This is a genomic window from Pseudomonas psychrophila (assembly GCF_001043005.1).
GTDB classification, from domain to species: domain Bacteria; phylum Pseudomonadota; class Gammaproteobacteria; order Pseudomonadales; family Pseudomonadaceae; genus Aquipseudomonas; species Aquipseudomonas psychrophila.
Genome location: NZ_JYKZ01000002.1, coordinates 97361 through 116019, shown reverse-complemented (window position 1 = coordinate 116019; position 18659 = coordinate 97361). Strand labels below are relative to the sequence as shown.

Genomic DNA, 18659 nt, shown 5'->3' with positions numbered 1-18659 from the left:
TTTATATGCTGAGCAAAAAGATTCGCCAAATACTGCTGTTCGCGGTCATTGCTTCGCTGTTTGCAGCAGTTGGCTATTGGAATATCAGGCCGGAACGCTTTCTCGACGCCCCGACCGTGGCCGTTGACGAAAATGCTATCGACTATTTCGCAACCAACGCACGCAGCCTACAGTTTCTGCCCGACGGCAAGCTGCAGTACGAGATGACCTCCGAGAAGCTTGAACATTTGAAAGCTTCGGAGGTTACTCAACTGACCAACCCGAAAATGCAGCTTTATCGCGGTACGGCTTACCCATGGGACGTGAAAAGTGAGCGCGGCGAAGTCAATCCGGACGGTACCGAGGTCGAGCTGATCGACTCGGTGCGCATAGCCCGTACCGACGAGAAAAAACGCACCACTATTATTACCAGTACACGCATGACTGTATTCCCGCAGAAGCAATATGCGCAGACCGAGCGAGACGTTAGAATCGACGGTGCTGGCGGCGTTACTACTGGCAAGGGAATGAAAGCATATTTGAAAGACGGCAGGATGGACCTGCTGTCCAACGTAAGAGGACAGTATGAGTCTCGTTAAAACCCTCCCTTTATTGCTCAGCTTGAGCGCAGCACTGGGAAGCGTGAGCGCCTGGGCTCTGCCGAACGACAACGAGCAACCTATCCGCATTCAGGCCAACGAAGCACAACTGGATGACAAGCAAGGCATCGCCACCTACAAGGGCGATGTGATCATCACCCAGGGCTCGATGAAAATCACCGGCAACACCGTCACCATCACCCGTAACGCAGCGGGCGAAATCGACGTGGTGACCTCCGTAGGCAACCTGGCTTACTTCGAGCAACTGCAAAAAGCCACAGATCCTAAACCGGTTCAGGCTTACGCCGTGACCATTCAGTACCATGCGCCGCAAAATCGCATCGTGCTGATCGACAAGGCCAAAGTCATCAACGACGGCAACACCACCGAAGGCGAGAAAATCGTTTACGACACGGTGAAACAAGTCGCCAACGCCGGTCGTGCAAATGGTAGCCAGGTAACAGCGCCTCGCCCACGCATCGACATGGTGATCCAGCCCAAGAAGAAAACCGACCCGCAGAAGGCCCAGTAATGGCAACTCTGAAAGCCCAGCATCTGGCCAAAAGCTACAAGAGCCGTCAGGTAGTACGTGATGTCAGCCTGTCGATCGACAGCGGGCAAATCGTGGGCTTGCTCGGCCCTAACGGCGCGGGCAAGACTACGTGCTTCTACATGATTGTCGGCCTGGTGCATGCCGATCAGGGTCGCGTCCTGATCGATGATCTGGATGTCAGCCACGAACCGATGCACGGCCGCGCACGCGCCGGCATTGGTTACTTGCCGCAGGAAGCCTCGATTTTCCGCAAGCTGTCTGTAGCGGATAACATCATGGCGATCCTCGAAACACGCAAGGAGCTCGACAAGGCCAGTCGGCGCAAAGAGCTGGAAAGCCTGCTGCAGGAGTTCCACATCAACCACATCCGCGACAACCTGGGCATGAGCCTGTCGGGTGGTGAACGTCGCCGGGTCGAAATTGCCCGCGCCTTGGCCACTGCGCCCAAGTTCATCCTCCTCGACGAGCCGTTCGCCGGGGTTGACCCGATTTCGGTGGGCGATATCAAGCAAATCATTCATCACCTCAAGGCCAAAGGCATTGGCGTGCTGATCACCGATCACAACGTGCGCGAAACACTCGATATCTGCGAAACCGCTTATATCGTGAACGACGGACAGTTGATCGCTGAAGGTGATGCAGAAACGATTCTTGCCAACAAACTGGTGAGAGAAGTTTACCTGGGCCACGAGTTCCGCCTGTAAATCCAGGCATGGAGCGTGTTGCCAGAGCACCAGGGGCAGTAAAAAGTCCCCATGATTTTTATTGCCCAGCCGCTCATTGGCGCGCTCTAAATTGGTTTGCCCATCGCCGTGGAAACTAATTGAGAACGCCCCCTAGGCAAACGCACCGGTTTCAGGCATATAATTTGCTTATGTTTGGCGCTCACGCGCCCTGTAGTGGATGGCGCCATGTGCGCCGGCGAATAAGGTGTTAAGCCCCTGCCATGAAACCATCGCTAGTCCTGAGAATGGGCCAGCAGCTGACTATGACACCTCAGCTGCAACAGGCCATCCGCCTGCTCCAATTGTCGACCCTCGACCTGCAACAGGAAATCCAGGAAGCCCTGGAGTCCAATCCGATGCTCGAACGCCAGGAAGAAGGCGACGACTTCGACAATGCAGACCCCTTGGCCGACAACATCGAGCAAAAACCCAATACCGACGTTCAGGAGCCCACCTATCAGGAGTCCGCACAGACTGTAGACAACCTGGAAGACGGCGACTGGGGCGACCGCATCCCCAACGAGCTGCCTGTGGACACGGCCTGGGAGGATGTTTATCAGACCAGCGCTAGCAGCCTGCCAAGCAACGACGATGACGAGTGGGACTTCACCACCCGTACGTCTGCTGGCGAGAGTCTGCAAAGCCACTTGCTATGGCAGTTGAACCTTGCACCGATGTCCGACACCGACCGACTGATCGGTGTAACCCTCATCGACTGCATCAATAACCAGGGCTACCTGGACGAAACCCTCGAAGAGATTCTCGAAGCGTTCGACCCTGAGCTGGATATCGAACTCGACGAAATTGAAGCCGTATTACACCGCATTCAGCAATTCGAACCCTCCGGCATTGGTGCTCGCAATCTGGGCGAGTGCCTGCTGCTGCAATTGCGCCAGCTCCCGGCCAAGACGCCGTGGCTGAGCGAAGCCAAACGCCTGGTCACGGATTACATCGACTTGCTGGGCGCACGCGACTACAGCCAGCTCATGCGCCGCATGAAGCTCAAAGAAGACGAGCTGCGCCAGGTCATCGAACTGGTACAAAGCCTCAACCCGCGCCCCGGCTCGCAAATCGAGTCCAGCGAAGCCGAGTACGTCGTTCCGGACGTGATCGTGCGCAAGGATAACGAACGCTGGCTGGTAGAACTCAACCAGGAATCAGTGCCACGCCTGCGGGTGAACCCGCAATACGCAGGCTTCGTGCGCCGTGCCGACACCAGTGCCGACAACACCTTTATGCGCAACCAGCTGCAAGAAGCGCGCTGGTTTATCAAAAGCCTGCAGAGCCGCAACGAAACCCTGATGAAAGTGGCGACCCAAATCGTCGAGCATCAGCGCGGTTTTCTGGAGTATGGCGACGAGGCCATGAAGCCACTGGTACTGCATGACATCGCAGAAGCAGTGGGCATGCACGAATCCACCATTTCGCGTGTTACCACACAAAAATTCATGCATACCCCGCGTGGTATTTATGAGCTGAAGTATTTTTTCTCCAGCCACGTCAGCACCTCTGAAGGCGGCGAATGCTCCTCCACTGCCATCCGTGCCATCATCAAAAAACTGGTTGCCGCTGAAAATCAGAAAAAGCCGTTGAGTGACAGCAAGATCGCTGGTTTACTGGAGGCACAAGGTATTCAGGTAGCCCGTCGCACCGTCGCCAAGTACCGCGAATCCCTAGGGATAGCGCCTTCGAGCGAACGCAAGCGTTTGATGTAAGCCACGGACCCCGGCGTTTCAGTGGCAGGCTGCTCGGCCTGCCACTTTATGCAATGGCATCAAAGGAGAAACTGTATGCAAGTCAACATCAGTGGACACCAACTGGAAGTCACCGAACCGCTACGCGCTTACATCGGCGAAAAACTCGACCGACTTGAGCGTCATTTCGACAAGATTACCAACGTACAGGTAACGATGGCGGTCGAAAAACTGAAACAGAAAATCGAAGCTACCTTGCATATCCATGGAGGAGAAGTCGTTGCCAACGCCGAGCATGACGACATGTATGCCGCCATTGATCTGCTCACTGACAAGCTTGATCGCCAACTGAAAAAGCATAAGGAAAAGACCCAAAGCCTGCTCCAGGGCGCGACCGGTCGTTAATACTCCCTACCCATGATCCGACTTGAAAGTATCCTGACCCCCGGCCGTTCCTTGGTGAACGCGCCGGGCGGCAGTAAAAAGCGCGCACTCGAACACATTGCCAACCTGATCAGCCGCGAAGTGCCTGGTCTCGAAATGCAGGATGTTTTTGAGAGCCTTATCGCCCGTGAAAAACTGGGTTCCACTGGTTTTGGTAACGGCATCGCCATACCCCATTGCCGCCTCAAGGGCTGTGAGTCGCCTGTAAGCGCCTTGCTTCACCTCGACGCCCCTATAGATTTCGACGCCATCGATGGCGCGCCGGTCGACCTGCTTTTCGTTTTGCTGGTGCCAGAAGCGGCAACCGATGCACACCTGGAACTGCTTCGGCAGATTGCCAGCATGCTCGATCGTAAAGACGTGCGCGAAAGACTGCGCACCGCACCCAGCAACGAAGCGTTGTATCAGGTTGTTCTGGACGTACAGAACGGTCATTAATCATGCGCTTAGTAATTGTCAGCGGACGCTCCGGCTCCGGTAAAAGTACTGCCCTCGCCGTCCTTGAAGACAACGGTTTCTATTGCATCGACAACCTGCCGGCAGGTTTGCTGCCGGAACTGGCCGAGCGCGCGCTGATTCACACCGAATTGGCTCAGCCGTTGGTGGCCGTGTCGATTGACGCGCGAAACCTGCCAAGCCACTTGTCACGCTTTCCTCAGCTGCTTGAAGAGGTTCGCAACCGGCATATCCAGTGCGATGTCCTGTACCTGGATGCCGACGAAGAAACCCTGCTCAAGCGCTTCTCGGAAACACGCAGGCGTCACCCGCTCAGCAGTGCAAGCCGCTCGCTTGCAGAGGCCATTCGCGATGAAACCCAACTGCTTGGACCGATCGCCGACCTCGCTGACCTGACCATCAACACCACCAATCTGAACCTGTATCAGCTGCGCGACACCATCAAGCTGCGCTTGCTGAACAAACCAGAACCCGGCACCGCCTTTTTGGTTGAGTCGTTTGGCTTCAAGCGCGGGATGCCAGTGGATGCCGACCTGGTCTTTGACGTACGTTGCCTGCCCAACCCGTATTGGAAACCGGAACTGCGTGAGCAATCCGGATTGGATCAGCCGGTTGCCGACTACCTGGCAGCACAACCTGATGTCGAAGAAATGTTCCAGGACATCTCCAGCTACCTGCTGAAGTGGCTACCACGCTTTGCCGCAAGCAATCGTGCCTACGTAACGATTGGGATTGGCTGCACGGGCGGACATCACCGCTCCGTCTACCTGACTGAACGCTTGGGCAAGTGCCTGCAAGAAACTCTGAAGAACGTCCAGGTTCGCCACCGCGACCTTACTTGAAGGATCTACCCTGCGATGCCTGCACTGGAAATACAAATCATCAACAAACTGGGCTTGCACGCCCGGGCATCTGCAAAGTTCGTCGGTATCGCAGGTCAGTTTCCATGCCAGATCCGGGCAGGTCGCACACCTGAGTCAATGGTTGACGGCAAGAGCATCATGGCAATGATGATGCTCGCCGCCGGCAAAGGGACCACCATCCACCTGAAAACCGAAGGCGAGAAAGAACAGGAAGCTTTGGATGCGCTGGTCGCGCTGATCAACAACTTCTTCGATGAAGGTGAGTAGCCGCACGCCAACCTGTAGCCGCTGCCGCAGGCTGCGATAAGGTCCGAAGGACCTTAATTTCCCGAAAACCGCGCCCGATCGCAGCCTGCTGCGGCAGCGGCTAAAGAGATCGGCTCAACCTAACGCTGTATCCATCACCATCATCAGGCAGAAGCCCACACACAACCCCAGGCTCGCCAGCTTTTCGTGACCATTGCGCCGCGACTCCGGGATCACCTCTTGTGTGACAACCAGCAGCATCGCTCCTGCAGCCAATGCCAACCCCAATGGCAACAACACTTCGGCCAGATTGACCAGCCAGGCGCAGAGCACCGCAAACACTGGCTCGACCAAGCCCGAGGCTGCTCCAATCAGGAAGGCCTTGACCCGCGACATCCCAGTCCCAGCCAGCACCAAGGCAATCACCAGCCCTTCCGGCACATCCTGCAACGCAATCCCCATTGCCAAGCTATCGGCATCAGGCATTCCGCCACCCGCTGACACCCCGACCGCCATGCCCTCAGGAATGTTGTGCGCCACAATCGCGATTACAAACAGCCATATTCGTGGTGCAATAACCGGCTCGCCGGGACGGCTGGCAAAAACCTCCGGCCCGGCGCCCGATACCTTTCGATCTACCAGAAACAGGCAAAATGCACCCAGCAGGATGCCCACACTGATCAGACCGCTTGAGGCCCAGGGCGACAACCCCAGACTTTGAGCTGCAGCAATACCCGGCACAATCAGCGAAAAAGCCGTGGCGGCCAACATCACCCCGGCACCAAAGCCCAGCAAGGTGTCGCTGACCGCAACTGGCATTTTACGAATGACCAAAACTGGCACCGCGCCCAACGCAGTACCTAACGCACAAAGCGAACCGCCTTGCAGCGCCCGCAGCAATCTGGGCTCAAGGTCCAGCCAGACCAATCCTTTGGCCACCAGCAAAGCTGTGCCCGCCAACAACAAGAGCGTGCCGAGGGCATAACGAAACATCCGAACACCACCGACTGCCAACATTTGCGTGCCCATAATCCGCCTGAATCCTGTTAAGTGGGCTCAGCCAATCGCGGCTTGATAACGACGCGCCACTTCTGGCCAATTAATCACGTTGTAGAACGCGTTAATGTACTCCGGACGGCGATTTTGATAACGAAGGTAGTAGGCATGCTCCCACACATCCAGCCCCAGAATTGGCGTATTGCCATTCATTAACGGGCTGTCCTGGTTACCACTGCTTTCTATCACCAGTGTTTTTTGCGGCGTCACGCTCAACCACGCCCAGCCACTGCCAAAGCGCGTCAACGCAGCCTTGGTGAAATTCTCCTTGAACGTCTCCAGCCCACCCAGTTGCTGGTCAATCGCCTTGGCCAGCGCACCTTCTGGCTTGCCTCCGCCCTTCGGGCTCATGACCTCCCAAAACAGCGAGTGGTTGGCATGCCCGCCACCCTGGTTGATCACCGCAGCCTGCAGCTTCTCGGGCAGTTGATGAACACTGGCCACCAGTTTTTCTACAGGCCATTGCGCCCACTCCGTCCCCTCTACCGCCGCATTCAGATTATTGATGTAGGTCTGGTGATGCTTGGTGTAGTGGATTTCCATGGTTTGCGCATCAATATGCGGCTCAAGCGCGTCATAGGCATAAGGCAAGGCAGGCAAGGTATAAGTCATATCAATGTGCTCCTAAGTGATGACCGCTAATTGTCGAGAACTCATGGCTGCTCTGAGCCACATTGCGTTTGAGCAAAAGATTTGAGCGCGGGTATTCGCCGTGCTCACTGATGAAATTCAAAAGCTCGACATAAGTTTTACTGCTCTGACGCAACGCTGCTTCACGCAACGCTGACGACAGACGGGCGTTCTGCATGGTTTGCAATAAGCGCTGATGGATCGCACAGAGGTACTCGACGCTTTCCTCCGGCTGATTGAGGCGCAAATGCAGATCCGCCAGGTTGTGATGCGAAATGACACAGGCCGCCACTGCTTCGTCGGCATCACTCCAGCGCTCGAACAACACTTGAGCCAGCGCAAGCGCCTGCAAATAGTGCTCCCGGGCATCGACCAGCTCGCCTTCTGCGAAACAGCGGTTGGCTCTTTCGATCGTGCGTTTCCAGTGCTCCATGTGAACCTCCAAAGCAGTGTCGATGGATTAAACGCCGCCGGCGGTCAGTTTCTCGGGGTCGAGCAAGACCTCGAGCTGGCTGCGTGGCAAATCCGTGTATTCAAGGGCCACATCAATCACCGGGCGCCCCTGCTGGTATGCGGTCTTGGCGATTTCGGCGGCTTTTTGATAACCGATGATCGGGTTCAGGGCCGTCACCAGAATCGGATTGCGCGAAAGCGCCTCTTTAAGCTTGGCGTCGTTAACCTTGAAGCTGGCAATAGCCTTGTCGGCCAGCAAGCGACTCGAATTTGCCAACAACTCAATGCTGCTCAGCAGGTTCTGGGCAATGACCGGCAACATCACGTTCAGCTCAAAGTTGCCGGACTGACCTGCAACGGTAATCACCGTGTCGTTACCGATAACCTGAGCCGCAACCATTGCAGTGGCTTCCGGAATCACCGGATTGACCTTGCCTGGCATGATCGAAGAACCTGGCTGCAAGGCCTCCAGTTCAATCTCGCCGAGGCCCGCCAACGGCCCGGAGTTCATCCAGCGAAGATCGTTGGCGATTTTCATCAAGGACACGGCAGTGGCTTTGAGCTGCCCCGATACCGATACGGCCGTGTCCTGCGAACCAATCAACGCGAACAGGTCCTTACCCGGCGTGAACTGCACGTGAGTCAGGGCGCTGAGCTGCTGACTGAACAACCCGGCGAATTGCGGGTGCGCATTAATCCCGGTGCCCACCGCTGTACCGCCCTGCGCCAGGGATTGCAGCGCAGGCTGCAGGTTGTGCAAATGCTCGATATTGGCCTTGAGCTGTTGCGCCCAACCATTGAGCACCTGGCTCATGCGCACGGGCATGGCGTCCATCAAATGTGTTCGACCGGTTTTAACGTACACGTGGACCTGCTCAGCCTTGTGCTCGATCACCTGTACCAGGTGCGTCAGCGCGGGCAACAGTTGTTCGTGCAGGCCCAACGCGGCGCTGACATGAATGGTGGTCGGGATGATGTCGTTGCTGCTTTGCCCGCAATTGACGTGATCGTTGGGGTTAACCTCCTCGCCCAGCAGCCGAGTGGCCAGCGTCGCGATCACTTCATTGGCATTCATGTTGGAACTGGTGCCCGAACCGGTCTGGAAAATATCCACCGGGAAGTGCTCCATGAAATCGCCGGTCAGCAGGATCTGTGCCGCCTCGACAATGGCCTCGCCCTGGGCAGCACTGATCTGCTTGAGTTCGACGTTAGCCTGAGCAGCAGCGGCTTTGGCCAGGATCAGCGCGCGAATGAATTGCGCTGGCATGCGTTGATGACTGATGGGGAAGTTGTCGACCGCACGCTGTGTTTGAGCGCCATACAGCGCCGCCTCAGGTACGCGCAACTCACCCATGCTGTCACGTTCGATACGAGTGTTACTCATCAGGAAATCCTTGCACCAGTTCTGTTAAAGAAATTGAAGGTTCGAGCTCGCAGGTAGCCAACAGCCAGGCAAAGCTTTGCCAACGCTTGAGTCGGCAGGTACACAGGGCTTGGGTTTCGAGGTCACGCAGCGGGCGCCACGCGTGGTCCAGACACAAGGTGCGCCAATGCCATGGCAGCGCAGTGTCAGTTGCGGTATCCAGCAACAACCGGAACGAGGTAACGGCAATCATCCAGGGAGAGGTCGCCGTACAGCCTGCAAGATAGCGGCCTTCGGCCAGGTAATGCTCGATCAGGCGCGGTTCGTCCGGCGCCAGTGCGCAGCGGATCTGGCGGCTCATCCAGCGCCAGCTTTCTAGATACGGCCCTTCACGCAACGCAGAACTCATGACTCAAGCTCACTCGATAATGAGATTCATTATTAAGCGATATTGATTATCAAAACAAGCCTGCCAAGGGTTTAGCGCCCGCCATCCAGCCCCTTGAAGCCCCGCTCATTGACCGAGGATATTTTTAAAGTCGTGAAAAACCTTACATAAACTGTGTATTTATCGCGCTTTGGCACTGTCGCCTTCATATCAATCTTCGGGTATCCCCTACAAACCAATAGGGCATGCCTCGCATCCTATCTACAGCCAAGAACCTATTATTCGCGCGTATTCACGCAGCCTCTAACGCAACTTCCCGCGACTTTAAAGGTTACACATGAAAAAGCTAATACTTGTCTCCAGCATTATTGCAGTCACTTCTTTTATGCAGTTGTCTCAGGCTAAAACAGGTGACATCAACTTTACCGGCAGCCTGACGGCAGCCACATGTTCCGCAACGGCTCCAGGCAGCACGGCCAACAATATTAACGTCCCAATGGGCATTGTCTCCATTGCTGATCTTGAAGATGGTTCTACGGGACAGGCGTCTACAACGACCCAACTTCAACTGGACATTAACTGCACGGGCGCGACCGATTTATCCAATGCACATATGTCATTCGACCCGGTGAGTGGTTCAGGCATGGATGCTGACGATACACGTCTGCTGAAGATCAATACCGGTGGTGCTACTGGCGTCGGTATTGCACTGATGGATGGCACTGACAAGATCTTGAATCTTGGTGCAGGCGATCGACTGACTACGGCACTGATCGTTGATGGCACCGGTGCAGCCACTGCGAAACTTGATCTGCGCGCAGCCTACATCAAAAACGGCACTCCACTGGCCGCCGGTACTGCCAATGCAAACATGCCTTTTACCTTCATTTATGACTAAGTAACAGATAAGGGAAGACCTGTGTCTTCCCTGAACGTTCACACGCGCAGTGAGACTATTGACATGTTACTTCCAAACTTAAACACGGTAGCCCTCTTAATTACCCTGTTTCTGTGCAGCCAGGCACAGGCTGCAATTACACTCAGTTCAACCCGAGTGGTATTTGAAGGAAACAAAAAAGAAGCCAGCGTCACTGTCCGTAATTTGGGCACCGACGAAAGGCTGATTCAATCCTGGCTGGATAGCGACCTGCCGGGCATGAGTTCAGCGTCCATCCCGTTTGCCATAACCCCGCCGTTGGCCCATATGGCCGGTCAAAGCAGGCAGATTCTGCGAATCCTGTACAAAGGGGTTGGGGTGCCTACCGATAAAGAGTCGGTGTTTTGGCTGAATGTTCAGGAAATACCAAAAACTGCTGAGGGTGAAAACATACTTCAACTTGCCGTGCGTCAGCGCATCAAGTTTTTCTACCGCCCAACCGGACTGCCTGGCACCGCAAAAGAGGCACCCGAAGTTCTAACCTGGACGATTGAAGGCAGGAACCTGATCATTAAAAACCCCACTGCCTATTACGTGACGCTGACCGACATCCATATCAAGTCTGCCGATTACACCAGCGCCCCTATCAACAACTTCATGCTTGCACCGGGCGACACCAAGTACCTCGATATACCAGGACTTCCTCGTACCAGCTCCATGACACTCACGACTGGCAGCATTGATGACTTTGGCGCAAAAAACGTGTACAGCACATCGTTAAGCACAACGCCAACACACCTGAAGCCTCTTCAACCCTAAGCGCTTACTCACAACTTTTTTAGCCGACACGTAACAATACTTTACCGGGCTATGACATCGAACTGCCTATGCGCAACATCAGTACCGAGGCGTTACATGACTGCTTTAATTGTATTAAACAACCGCACTTCTCCTCATCGGTTATCACGATCAGCAAGTGTCGACGCGCCCACTCAAGTCAGCGTACTTTTGCACTCCCTGGTGTTGGGCACTGTTGTTTTTTCTTCGACAGTCACTTTTGCCAGTTCTAATGAACCTACTAAAAAACCAACATTCAGCACCCACTTTCTACAAAATGGCGGGCAAGGTGTAGACCTTAATGACTTTCTGCAAGGTAGTACTGTGGCGGCGGGTAGTTACCGGGTCGATATTTATATAAACCGCTCGTTAGTTGGGCGCCAGGATGTCAGCTTTACCAAACAGGAATCAACTGGACAAGTTGAGGCCTGTTTGACAGTTCCTATTTTTAAATCACTTGGGCTGGATCTCAAGTTGCTTCGGGACGCCGGAAAACTGGATGAAACCCGGTCCGAGCTCTGCTACGACCTGGTCAGCCTGATCGAGCAAAGCAGCGTCGACTATGACGCCAGTCGCCAACACCTGAGTATTAGCGTGCCGCAAGCTTCCATGCTGCGCAGCGCACGAGGCTTTGTAGACCCGGCTTTATGGGATGAAGGCGTTACGTCAGCCTTTGCCAACTACAACATCACCGGTCGTCGCAATACCACCCGGGCAGGTGATAACAACAGCTACTCGATTGGCCTGAACAACGGCATCAACCTAGGGTCATGGCGCCTGCGCAATGACTCAAACATTAGCAGTACAGAGGCCAATGGCGTCACGCTGACCAGCAACCGCACCTTTGCTCAGCGCGATATCACCTCACTGAAGAGCCAATTGACCCTGGGCCAGACCTTCACCAGTTCGCAAGTCTTCGACAGCGTTCGTATCAAAGGCCTGACTCTGGCATCCGATGACTCCATGCTGCCAGACAGCCTGCGCGGTTATGCCCCCATTGTCCGAGGTGATGCCGACACCAATGCAACCGTCGAGGTGCGCCAGAACAACTACTTGCTGTACAGCACCACCGTGGCCCCCGGCCCCTTTGTGATTGACGACATCTACCCCAACGGCTCCAACGGCGATCTTGAAATTACCGTGATCGAGGCTGACGGCCGCCGCCGGGTGACCACCCAGGCATTCGCGTCCTTGCCGCAAATGGTGCGCCGCGACACGTTTCGCTACAACTTGGGCATGGGGCAATACGACAGCAATGGCTACTACGGGGTTACACCCATGGTGGGCATCGCCGGGCTGACGTATGGCGCGGCCGATAACACCACCCTGTTCGGCGGCGTGCAATGGGCGCCGGATTTCAGTGCCATCAATCTGGGCGCCTCGCAGAACACGGCCATCGGTGCGTTCTCGGCGGATGTCACCCAATCCACCAGCACCAACGCTGTCGGTCAACGCAACAAGGGCCAGAGTGCACGCCTGCTGTACTCCAAAACCCTTGCCAGCACCGACACCACCTTCAGCCTGGCCAGCTATCGCTACTCGACCGAGGGCTATCGCACCTTGAACGAGCACGTCAGCGATATGGACATCACTCATCGGCACCGCCGAGATGGCCGAGCAAAAACGCGTTTTGACCTCACCCTCAACCAAAGTCTGGGCGGGCGTCAATACGGTGCGCTTTACCTGAGAATGGGCGAGCAGCGCTATTGGAACCTGCCAGGCAAAACCCGGCAATTTACCCTGGGATATGGCGGCAATTGGGGGTCTATGACCTACCACCTGAATGCCACGCAAACACTGAGCCCTGACGCCTCCCGGGAAAAGTCGGCAGGCACACGGGTTTCGTTGTCGCTGTCGTTCCCGCTGGGCAGCAGCAGCCGACCTACCCGGGTCAGCAGCACGCTGGCGGCTGACAACAATGGTGCTCATAGCCTGCAAACCGGTGCCAATGGCTCAGTCATGGACCGTGACGATTTGTTCTATTCGGTGAATGCTGGTCACGAAAGCCTGGGCGGCAAAACCTTCAGCGGCAATCTCAATGGCACCACCCCCGTGGCCCAAGTGGGTGCCGGGTACGCCCAGGGGGACACCTTCAAGTCCCTCAACGGTACAGCCGCCGGCTCCATCGTGGTGCACGCTGGCGGGATCAACTTCGGTCAAACCGTGGGCGAAAGTTTTACCCTGGTAGAAGTACCGGGCGTGGTCGGGATCCCGGTGGGCAACAACGCCGGAGTCACCACGGGCGCCAATGGCTATGCCGTGGTGCCGAACGCGCAACCCTACCGCACCAACTGGATCAACCTGGACTCCAGCCAGTTGGGCTCAGACTTCGAAATCGACAACACCACCCAGCAAGTCATTCCGCGCCGTGGCTCGGTGACCGTAGCCCGGTTCAACATCAAACAGGGTCGCCGCGTGCAGTTCGAGCTGGTCAAGGCCGATGGCACGCCAATGCCCTTTGGCACCCGCGTAGAAAACGCCGAAGGCACGCTATTGGCCATCGCCGATCCAAGCGGCCAGGCGCTGGTACTGGTCGAGTCGGACAAAGGCACATTGAACATCAAGTCGGGTGCGCTGGCGTGTGAGGCGGGTTATGCATTGCCGGAACGCAGCAGTACACAGGGTTATGACCAGATGAAGTTGGTGTGCCGATAATTAATTTACGGGTCACAGCACAAACTTTTAATATATTTAGAGCGGGGAACATAATGAACACTCTTACATATCGAGCACCTCGTAAATTTTATTGCCCGGCTAAAACAGCAAAAAAAATCATCATGACGCTCGTCGTTATGGGCGGGAGTTTTTTTAGTTATGCGGCACTGGCTAGCTGCACTATCACATCAGGCTCACCCGAATTTAATTTACCATCTGTACAATTTCCACCGCTCGACCCTCGCACTCCTATCAATGGCGTTTTGGCGACGATTACTACCTATGCCGATAATACTGCAGGACTATTCAGCGCCGATTGTACTGCAGTAAAATCAACCCGACTAAAAACCGACTTCACCAACATAGGCGGAGAGCTTTACAGCACCGAATTGTCAGGAATCGCAATGCGCATAAAAATAGGAGATCCCTCAAGCTGGGCATATGTACCAAATTCAATTAGCGGCGTTAATAATACAAATTATACTATATATTCAGTCCCCACCGAAATAGAGCTGATTAGAACGGGCGACTTTATGGAAGCGGGTCTAATCCCCGCCAAGGTGTTGGCCACCGGATATTCACCCACCAACGAGGACTTCATTGCTTTCAATGTAAACATGCTGGCCCCGCTGACGATAACCATATTACAACCTACCTGCTCAGCTATTACCCCAAACATGAATATCAATCTAGGGACAGTCAACATAGCGGACTTCAATGCACAAGGCAGAACCACCCCTAAAGACTTTACGATTAACCTCAATTGCACGGGAGTTGCTGGAACTACAGGCGTGCATGTAACGCTGACCGACGCCAACAACCCGGCCAACCTTACAACCCAGTTAAATCTGTCACCGGACTCCGGGGCACAAGGGATTGCATTCGAAGTGCATAACAAATTTGGCATCGTCAGCTTCGGCCCGGATTTGTCTGGTACGGGTAATCCAGGGCAATGGCTCGATGGCGCGGCGGGCGTGGGCAGTTATTCAATCCCGCTATCGGTAAATTATGTAAGGCTCCCCGGCCCTATTAAAGGCGGCACGGCAAACTCCGGTGTCACTTACACGCTCAATTATGACTAGCCTGCGGGCGCAGCAAGCCCTGTACTGCTGACGAGGAGCGAAGGCTGCGTAAGAGGGTGTAAGGGCTTTCCAATTTGATGTTGAAAAACAACTTCAACGGTGGGAGCGAGCCTGCTCGCGAATGACCTTCGCGAGCAGGCTTGCTCCCACCGTGTAGTCCGAGAGCGTAAGCATGAGCATACGCAGTCCCGCTTTTTAGCTACCTGCCACCATCATGCGTTCGATCAGCACCGAGCCGGTGCGGATGTTGCTGCGCAGTTCCAGGTCGTTGCCCACGGCCACGATCTGTTTGAACATGTCGCGCATGTTGCCGGCAATGGTCACTTCCTGAACCGGGAATTGGATCTCGCCATTCTCGACCCAGAAACCCGCCGCGCCACGGGAGTAGTCGCCCGTAACCATGTTCAGGCCACTGCCCATCAGTTCAGTGACGAACAGGCCGCGGCCCATACGGCGAATCAGCGCCGCCTGATCTTCATCACCGTGGGTCACAAACAGGTTGTGTACGCCGCCTGCGTTGGCCGTGCTTGGCATACCGAGCTTGCGACCGGAGTAGGTGCTGAGGATGTAGGACACCAGTTCGCCGTCCTTGATAAAAGGTTTGGCGTATGTGGCCAAGCCATCGTTATCAAACGACGAACTGCCCATGGCGCGCATCAGGTGCGGACGCTCATCCAGGGTCAGCCATTCAGGGAAGATCTGCTGGCCCATTGCATCCAGCAGGAAGGACGACTTGCGATACAGGTTGCCGCCCGAAATCGCACCCAGGAAGCTGCCAAACAAACCACCGGCCAACTCGGCCGAAAACAGCACCGGGACTTCGCACGTAGGCACCGGACGCGAGCCCAAACGGCGAGCAGCACGCTCAGCAGCTCGCTGGCCGATGGTGGCGGCGTCCATCAACAACTCGCCCTGGCAGTTGACGTCATACCAGTAGTCGCGCTGCATCTGTCCGTCGCCTTCGGCAATCATTACGCAGCTGAGGCTGTGACGGGTCGAAGCCGAGCCGCCAATAAAACCGTTGCTGTTGCCGTACACGCGGCAGCCCTGATGGGTGCTCAGGGTGGTGCCATCGGCGTTTTTGATCCGGCTGTCAGCCTCGAACGCCGCGGCTTCACAGGCCAGCGCCTTTTCGATGGCTTGCTCGGGGGTAATGTCCCAGGTATGGAACACGTCGAAGTCTTGCAGGTCACGGGCCATCAAGCTGGCATCCGCCAGACCCGAGCTCTCGTCTTCGGAAGTGTGCTTGGCAATCGCCAAGGCTGCCGCGACGGTTTCGCGGATGGCCTCAGGGCCGGTGGCCGAGGTGCTGGCCGAGCCTTTGCGCTGCCCTACGTAGAGAGTGATCCCAAAACCCTGATCGCGATTGAACTCAACGGTTTCGACCTCGCGCTGACGCACCGAGGTCGACAGGCCCTGTTCCAGGGACACTGCCACTTCACAGGCGCTGGCACCCTGGCGCCTGGCTTCGGCGATGATTTGCTCGACCTGCTCCTGCAGTGCCGGCAAGGCCTGCGGGCCGACGCTTTGTACTGCACTCATGGTTTTCTCCACTCAAATTCTGTTTTCGGCAGGGCCGCCGAGCGACCGGGCCGGACAAGCGGCCCCCGACTGGTTATCATGGCGGCGTTTCTTTGCGGACTGCCACCATGGTTGATTCTTACGACGACGCCTTCGACGGCGAAAAAAGCAAATCGCAGGTCAAGCGCGAGCTTCATGCTCTGGTTGATCTGGGCGAGCGTCTCACGACACTCAAGCCTGACTTGCTGAACAAAATGCCCCTGACTGACGCAATGCGAAAGGCTCTGGCAGATGCTCCAAAACACACGGCCAATATTGCGCGCAAGCGCCATATGATGTTCATCGGCAAACTGATGCGCGATCAACCGCTTGACGAAATTCTTGCTTTGATCGATCAAGTCGATGCCTCTTCTCGCCAGTACAACGAACGTTTCCACAACCTCGAGCGCTGGCGTGATCGCCTGATCGAGGGTGATGACGCTGTACTGGAAAAGTTTGTCGCCGAGTTCCCTGAAGCCGATCGCCAGCAAATGCGTTCGGTCATACGTCAGGCCAAACACGAGCTGGCTCAGAACAAGGCACCGGCCTCAAGCCGCAAATTGTTCAAGTACATCCGTGGGTTGGACGAGACTCAACGCGGTCTGCGTTAAGCCTCGTAGCCAGGAAGGTTGCCTTGCAGCCTTCCGGGCAACTTCCATCAACCGCCCGTACCGCCCACTGTAATCGCGTCAATTTTCAACGTTGGCTGCCCAACGCCGACCGGCACCGACTGCCCGTCCTTGCCACACGTCCCCACGCCGCTGTCCAGCGACAGATCGTTACCGACCATCGACACCTTGCTCATTGCTTCCGGCCCGTTGCCAATCAGGGTCGCGCCTTTGACTGGGCGAGTGATTTTGCCGTCTTCGATCAAGTAGGCCTCGCTGGTGGAGAACACAAACTTGCCGCTGGTGATATCGACCTGACCACCGCCCAGATTGGCGCAGTAGATGCCCTTTTTCACCGACGCAATAATTTCAGCCGGATCGCTTTCACCGCCCAACATGTAAGTGTTGGTCATGCGTGGCATCGGCAGGTGGGCATAAGACTCGCGACGGCCGTTGCCGGTGCGGGCCACGCCCATCAGGCGGGCATTGAGCTTGTCTTGCATATAGCCCTTGAGCACGCCGTTTTCGATCAGCGTGGTGCACTCGGTCGGGGTGCCTTCGTCATCCACGCTGAGCGAGCCACGACGACCGGCCAGGGTGCCGTCATCGACGATGGTGCACAGCTTGGAGGCAACCATTTCACCCATGCGGCCGCTGTAGGCCGAACTGCCCTTGCGGTTGAAGTCGCCTTCCAGGCCATGGCCCACGGCTTCGTGCAGCAGTACGCCCGACCAACCTGAACCCAGGACCACCGGGAACGTGCCCGCCGGTGCCGGTACGGCTTCAAGGTTGACCAATGCCTGACGCAGCGCCTCGCGGGCATAGCCCATGGCACGGTCGTCAGTGAGGAAATAACGGTAGTCGGTGCGTCCGCCACCGCCATGGCCACCGCGTTCGCGACGGCCATTTTGCTCGACGATGACACTGACGTTGAAACGTACCAGCGGACGAATATCTGCCGCCAGGCCACCGTCAGTGGACGCCACCAGAATCCGCTCCCAAACCCCGGCCATGCTCACGGTAACCTGCTGAATCCGCGGATCAAGAGCGCGGGTAGCAGCATCGATACGCTTGAGCAGCTCGACTTTTTCTGCGCGGCTGATGACTTCGAGCGGGTTATCCGGGCCGTACAACTGGGCCACGTCCTGGGTGGTGAACGCCTGCACCGTGCCGTTTTGCCCGGCCCGGGAGATCGATCGCGCAGCACGTGCGGCCAGGCCCAGCGCTTCCAGGGTGATGGCGTTGCTGTATGCAAAACCGGTCTTCTCGCCAGACTGAGCGCGTACGCCTACGCCCTGATCGAGATTGAAGCTGCCTTCTTTGACGATGCCGTCTTCGAGTGCCCATGACTCGGAAATCTGGCCCTGAAAATACAGGTCTGCCGCGTCGATGCCCGGTCCGGCCAGGTCGCCCAATACGCTTTGCAGGCTTTCGATGGTGACACCGCCCGGTGCCAACAGGTGTTCGCTGACTGAGGTCAACAACTCGCTCATATTCACTCCGTCTTGGCCCCTGCTTCAGCATCTTTGAGTGCTGAACACACGGACCTGAAAATTAGTCCTGCCTGGATCTGTGGGAGCAGAAAAAACCG

At 56.1% G+C, this 18659-nt stretch carries 20 protein-coding genes; 13 read left to right on the top strand and 7 right to left on the bottom strand.

From position 1 onward, the window contains the following. Positions 1-5: 5 nt before the first annotated feature. From lptC to TU76_RS06585, 8 genes are all read left to right on the top strand, one after another. On the top strand, positions 6-578 hold the full coding sequence (gene lptC, locus TU76_RS06620; protein ID WP_019825020.1) for an LPS export ABC transporter periplasmic protein LptC: 573 nt from the start codon (positions 6-8) through the stop codon (positions 576-578). After that, positions 565-1110: a lipopolysaccharide transport periplasmic protein LptA gene (gene lptA, locus TU76_RS06615; protein ID WP_019825022.1), complete on the top strand. Its 546-nt coding sequence runs from the start codon at positions 565-567 to the stop codon at positions 1108-1110. Before lptC ends, lptA begins: the two co-directional genes overlap by 14 nt. Then, on the top strand, positions 1110-1835 hold the full coding sequence (gene lptB, locus TU76_RS06610) for an LPS export ABC transporter ATP-binding protein (protein WP_019825024.1): 726 nt from the start codon (positions 1110-1112) through the stop codon (positions 1833-1835). The genes lptA and lptB overlap by 1 nt, the downstream gene beginning before the upstream one ends. Positions 1836-2077: 242 nt before the next feature. Further along, on the top strand, positions 2078-3571 hold the full coding sequence (locus TU76_RS06605; protein ID WP_019825026.1) for an RNA polymerase factor sigma-54: 1494 nt from the start codon (positions 2078-2080) through the stop codon (positions 3569-3571). 75 nt (positions 3572-3646) lie between these two features. Continuing rightward, a complete protein-coding gene (gene hpf / locus TU76_RS06600; protein ID WP_016781796.1) occupies positions 3647-3955 on the top strand; it encodes a ribosome hibernation-promoting factor, HPF/YfiA family in 309 nt (102 codons plus the stop codon). A gap of 12 nt (positions 3956-3967) precedes the next feature. After that, positions 3968-4432, top strand: coding sequence for a PTS IIA-like nitrogen regulatory protein PtsN (gene ptsN / locus TU76_RS06595; RefSeq protein WP_019825029.1), 465 nt, complete (start codon positions 3968-3970; stop codon positions 4430-4432). A gap of 2 nt (positions 4433-4434) precedes the next feature. Beyond that, positions 4435-5292 (top strand): RNase adapter RapZ, encoded by an 858-nt coding sequence (gene rapZ, locus TU76_RS06590; RefSeq protein ID WP_019825031.1) that lies wholly within the window; start codon positions 4435-4437, stop codon positions 5290-5292. 15 nt (positions 5293-5307) lie between these two features. Further along, on the top strand, positions 5308-5580 hold the full coding sequence (locus tag TU76_RS06585; protein ID WP_019825032.1) for an HPr family phosphocarrier protein: 273 nt from the start codon (positions 5308-5310) through the stop codon (positions 5578-5580). A gap of 114 nt (positions 5581-5694) precedes the next feature. Here TU76_RS06585 and TU76_RS06580 read toward each other — a convergent pair whose 3' ends face one another. The 5 genes from TU76_RS06580 to TU76_RS06560 are packed head-to-tail and all read right to left on the bottom strand — an operon-like array spanning position 5695 to position 9470. Continuing rightward, complete coding sequence (locus tag TU76_RS06580; RefSeq protein WP_048351319.1) at positions 5695-6588, bottom strand: ZIP family metal transporter; 894 nt, start codon at positions 6586-6588, stop codon at positions 5695-5697. A 27-nt stretch (positions 6589-6615) separates the two neighbouring features. Further along, on the bottom strand, positions 6616-7227 hold the full coding sequence (locus tag TU76_RS06575; RefSeq protein WP_046809024.1) for a superoxide dismutase: 612 nt from the start codon (positions 7225-7227) through the stop codon (positions 6616-6618). A 1-nt stretch (position 7228) separates the two neighbouring features. Continuing rightward, positions 7229-7678, bottom strand: a complete 450-nt coding sequence (locus TU76_RS06570; RefSeq protein ID WP_048351318.1) for a hypothetical protein — start codon at positions 7676-7678, stop codon at positions 7229-7231. 27 nt (positions 7679-7705) lie between these two features. Then, entirely contained in the window at positions 7706-9082 is a 1377-nt protein-coding gene (locus TU76_RS06565) for a class II fumarate hydratase (RefSeq protein WP_048351317.1), read from the bottom strand. Further along, positions 9075-9470 (bottom strand): hypothetical protein, encoded by a 396-nt coding sequence (locus TU76_RS06560; RefSeq protein ID WP_019825042.1) that lies wholly within the window; start codon positions 9468-9470, stop codon positions 9075-9077. The genes TU76_RS06565 and TU76_RS06560 overlap by 8 nt, the downstream gene beginning before the upstream one ends. 316 nt (positions 9471-9786) lie before the next feature. Here TU76_RS06560 and TU76_RS06555 point away from each other — a divergent pair, with 316 nt between their 5' ends. The 4 genes from TU76_RS06555 to TU76_RS24610 all read left to right on the top strand — a co-directional run bounded on the left by TU76_RS06555 (position 9787) and on the right by TU76_RS24610 (position 14900). Continuing rightward, positions 9787-10347, top strand: a complete 561-nt coding sequence (locus tag TU76_RS06555) for a fimbrial protein (RefSeq protein ID WP_048351316.1) — start codon at positions 9787-9789, stop codon at positions 10345-10347. Positions 10348-10410: 63 nt separating this feature from the next. After that, positions 10411-11145, top strand: coding sequence for a fimbrial biogenesis chaperone (locus TU76_RS06550; RefSeq protein ID WP_048351315.1), 735 nt, complete (start codon positions 10411-10413; stop codon positions 11143-11145). Positions 11146-11346: 201 nt separating this feature from the next. Continuing rightward, positions 11347-13818 carry a fimbria/pilus outer membrane usher protein gene (locus TU76_RS06545; protein WP_403212664.1) on the top strand — a complete coding sequence of 824 codons (2472 nt, stop codon included), beginning with the start codon at positions 11347-11349 and terminating at the stop codon, positions 13816-13818. Positions 13819-13871: 53 nt separating this feature from the next. Next, entirely contained in the window at positions 13872-14900 is a 1029-nt protein-coding gene (locus TU76_RS24610) for a fimbrial protein (protein WP_151121067.1), read from the top strand. Positions 14901-15095: 195 nt separating this feature from the next. On the opposite strand, the gene pmbA is transcribed toward TU76_RS24610, so the two are convergent. Next, positions 15096-16442 carry a metalloprotease PmbA gene (gene pmbA / locus TU76_RS06535; RefSeq protein WP_019825052.1) on the bottom strand — a complete coding sequence of 449 codons (1347 nt, stop codon included), beginning with the start codon at positions 16440-16442 and terminating at the stop codon, positions 15096-15098. 107 nt (positions 16443-16549) lie between these two features. On the opposite strand from pmbA, the gene yjgA reads away from it, so the two are divergent. After that, entirely contained in the window at positions 16550-17071 is a 522-nt protein-coding gene (yjgA, locus tag TU76_RS06530; protein WP_019825053.1) for a ribosome biogenesis factor YjgA, read from the top strand. 47 nt (positions 17072-17118) lie between these two features. On the opposite strand, the gene tldD is transcribed toward yjgA, so the two are convergent. After that, a complete protein-coding gene (gene tldD, locus TU76_RS06525) occupies positions 17119-18561 on the bottom strand; it encodes a metalloprotease TldD (RefSeq protein WP_019825054.1) in 1443 nt (480 codons plus the stop codon). Positions 18562-18659: the final 98 nt, after the last annotated feature.

Excerpts from the sequence above, each read along its gene's own strand:
- lptC (WP_019825020.1), top strand. The coding sequence starts at position 6 with ATGCTGAGCAAAAAGATTCGCCAAATACTGCTGTTCGCGGTCATTGCT.
- lptA (WP_019825022.1), top strand. The coding sequence starts at position 565 with ATGAGTCTCGTTAAAACCCTCCCTTTATTGCTCAGCTTGAGCGCAGCA.
- lptB (WP_019825024.1), top strand. The coding sequence starts at position 1,110 with ATGGCAACTCTGAAAGCCCAGCATCTGGCCAAAAGCTACAAGAGCCGT.
- TU76_RS06605 (WP_019825026.1), top strand. The coding sequence starts at position 2,078 with ATGAAACCATCGCTAGTCCTGAGAATGGGCCAGCAGCTGACTATGACA.
- hpf (WP_016781796.1), top strand. The coding sequence starts at position 3,647 with ATGCAAGTCAACATCAGTGGACACCAACTGGAAGTCACCGAACCGCTA.
- ptsN (WP_019825029.1), top strand. The coding sequence starts at position 3,968 with ATGATCCGACTTGAAAGTATCCTGACCCCCGGCCGTTCCTTGGTGAAC.
- rapZ (WP_019825031.1), top strand. The coding sequence starts at position 4,435 with ATGCGCTTAGTAATTGTCAGCGGACGCTCCGGCTCCGGTAAAAGTACT.
- TU76_RS06585 (WP_019825032.1), top strand. The coding sequence starts at position 5,308 with ATGCCTGCACTGGAAATACAAATCATCAACAAACTGGGCTTGCACGCC.
- TU76_RS06580 (WP_048351319.1), bottom strand. The coding sequence starts at position 6,588 with ATGGGCACGCAAATGTTGGCAGTCGGTGGTGTTCGGATGTTTCGTTAT.
- TU76_RS06575 (WP_046809024.1), bottom strand. The coding sequence starts at position 7,227 with ATGACTTATACCTTGCCTGCCTTGCCTTATGCCTATGACGCGCTTGAG.
- TU76_RS06570 (WP_048351318.1), bottom strand. The coding sequence starts at position 7,678 with ATGGAGCACTGGAAACGCACGATCGAAAGAGCCAACCGCTGTTTCGCA.
- TU76_RS06565 (WP_048351317.1), bottom strand. The coding sequence starts at position 9,082 with ATGAGTAACACTCGTATCGAACGTGACAGCATGGGTGAGTTGCGCGTA.
- TU76_RS06560 (WP_019825042.1), bottom strand. The coding sequence starts at position 9,470 with ATGAGTTCTGCGTTGCGTGAAGGGCCGTATCTAGAAAGCTGGCGCTGG.
- TU76_RS06555 (WP_048351316.1), top strand. The coding sequence starts at position 9,787 with ATGAAAAAGCTAATACTTGTCTCCAGCATTATTGCAGTCACTTCTTTT.
- TU76_RS06550 (WP_048351315.1), top strand. The coding sequence starts at position 10,411 with ATGTTACTTCCAAACTTAAACACGGTAGCCCTCTTAATTACCCTGTTT.
- TU76_RS24610 (WP_151121067.1), top strand. The coding sequence starts at position 13,872 with ATGAACACTCTTACATATCGAGCACCTCGTAAATTTTATTGCCCGGCT.
- pmbA (WP_019825052.1), bottom strand. The coding sequence starts at position 16,442 with ATGAGTGCAGTACAAAGCGTCGGCCCGCAGGCCTTGCCGGCACTGCAG.
- yjgA (WP_019825053.1), top strand. The coding sequence starts at position 16,550 with ATGGTTGATTCTTACGACGACGCCTTCGACGGCGAAAAAAGCAAATCG.
- tldD (WP_019825054.1), bottom strand. The coding sequence starts at position 18,561 with ATGAGCGAGTTGTTGACCTCAGTCAGCGAACACCTGTTGGCACCGGGC.